Raw genomic sequence first — 1,940 nt, forward strand, 5'->3', positions numbered from 1 at the left:
GTTCATCCCGTTCCCCGTCCGCACCCCGTCGTTCTCCACCGTCAGCAGCACCGCGTCCCTCTCCTCCCGTACGGCGATGGCGCAGCGCCGTGCGTCCCCGTGCCGCAGGACGTTCGTCGTGGTCTCGCGGACCACCCAGCCCAGGGCCGCCTGGACCTCGGCGGGCAGGTCGAGCGCGGGCCCCGGGGAGTCGACGGCGCAGTCGATCCCCGCCGCGTCGAGCACGCCCCGCGCGCCCTCCAGTTCGACCCGCAGATCCGCCTCGCGGTAGCCGCGTACGACATCGCGCACCTCCCGCTGGGACTCCCGCGCGATGCGCTGGACCTCGATCATCTGGTCGACGGCCTCGGGGCGTTCGCGGCGCGCGAGCCGGACGGCGAGTTCGCTCTTGAGGGCGATCACGGACAGGTTCCTGCCGAGGATGTCGTGCAGGTCGCGTCCGAAGCGCAGGCGTTCCTCGGCGACCGCGAGCCGGGCCTGGACGTCGCGGGCCTCGCGCAGCTCGAAGACGACGCCGAGCACCCAGAGCGAGAGGCGGACGGTGAAGGCGAGCCAGCCGGTGAGGAAGACGACGGTGACGACGGCCGCGAGGCTCTGCCCCCCGCTCAGGCCGGTGAGCGGGACGAGGAGCAGGAGCACCCCGGCGAGCAGGGCCTGGTGGAGGGCGACGAAGCGGAGGCGGTGGAGCAGACAGTGCCCGGCGAGGAAGGGCACGAGGGCCGCCGCGAGCATCCCGGGCAGCAGTTCGGCCAGATCGGTGGCGGACGCGGCGAGGAGTACGGCTCCGGTGGTGCTGCCCGCGACGGCCGCCGCGGGCAGCACCTCCCGCGGGGGGAGTACGGTCCCGGGCCGGAGGTAGGCGTCCATGGCGCGGCGCAGCAGGCGGTGGCAGAGGACGCCGTTGGCGAGGTCGAGGAGCGGGGCGACGACTACCAGGAGGGGCGGGGCGTCGTGGCGGATCGGCCGGATCAGGAGCAGGAGGCCGAGGACGAGGACCGCGGCCCAGAGCAGCATGTAGGCGGTGACGCGGGTGTAGAGGTCGACCTTGGACAGGCCGCTCCGGCCGCTCCAGCTCTTCACGGGCCGTTTCACGGGCACTTCACGGGCGCGGGTCCGTCCTCTCGTCCTCGGTTCGTCCTGGGCGGCGGCTCTCTAGCGCCGGGGTTCCCAGCGGAACCACCGCTGGACAGCAAACACCGAGAGGGCGATCCAGACCACCGTGGTCGCCGCCGCGCCCAGCAGGTCGCCGGCGTTCGCGCCGCCGGTCCAGCCGGCCCGTACGAGGGTCATCATCCCGGTCACCGGCAGGAGTTCGCAGGCGGCCGCGATCTCGTCGGGAAGCATGCTGAGGGGGACGAAGAGCCCGGAGCCGAGGGCGGAGACCAGCACCAGTGGCAGCGCGGTGAGCTGGGCGCTCTCGGGGGTGCGGGTGACGGCGGAGGTGGCGGCGGCGAGCGCGGTGAGGAGGACGAGGCCGAGGACGACGCCGGCGAGGAGCAGTCCGGGCGCGGCGGGGGCGGGCAGGCCGAGGACGGCGATGCCGCCGACGGTGAGGAAGGCACTCTGGGCGAGGGCGAGCACGGCGGCCGGCAGCGCGATCCCGGTGAGGATCTCGGGGTCGGTCGGTTCTCCGGTGCGCAGCCGCTTGAGGACGAGGGCCTCGCGGCGGGCGGCGAAGGCGGCGACGAGGTTGCTGTAGACCCCGATGAGGAGGGCCATGCCGATGGCGCCGCTGACGGCGACCTCGGCGATGCTCGTGCCGGCCTTGCCGAGGTCGACGCTCTCCAGGGAGCTGCGGACCGCGCCGACGGTGAGGAGGGGGACGAGGAGGGCGCCGAAGAGGGCGGTGCGGTTGCGGACGAGGAGGGTGACCTCGGCCCGCCCGAGCGCGACGAGCCGTCGGAGGGAGGGAGGTCCGCCGCCGCGATGGGGCGCTGTAC

The 1,940-nt window shown here is 74.2% G+C and carries 2 protein-coding genes; both read right to left on the reverse strand.

Features of this window, described 5'->3' with window-relative positions; genetic code table 11:
• Nucleotides 1-1,092 (reverse strand): sensor histidine kinase (locus EAO70_RS35050; RefSeq protein WP_261993203.1); only part of this gene is annotated, 1,092 nt, incomplete at its 3' end.
• Between the two features lie 60 nt (nt 1,093-1,152).
• Nucleotides 1,153-1,940, reverse strand: a 788-nt coding sequence (locus EAO70_RS35055; protein ID WP_148006854.1) for an ABC transporter permease, incomplete at its 5' end; no start/stop codon positions are given.

This window comes from Streptomyces sp. adm13(2018) (assembly GCF_008042145.1).
GTDB lineage: Bacteria > Actinomycetota > Actinomycetes > Streptomycetales > Streptomycetaceae > Streptomyces.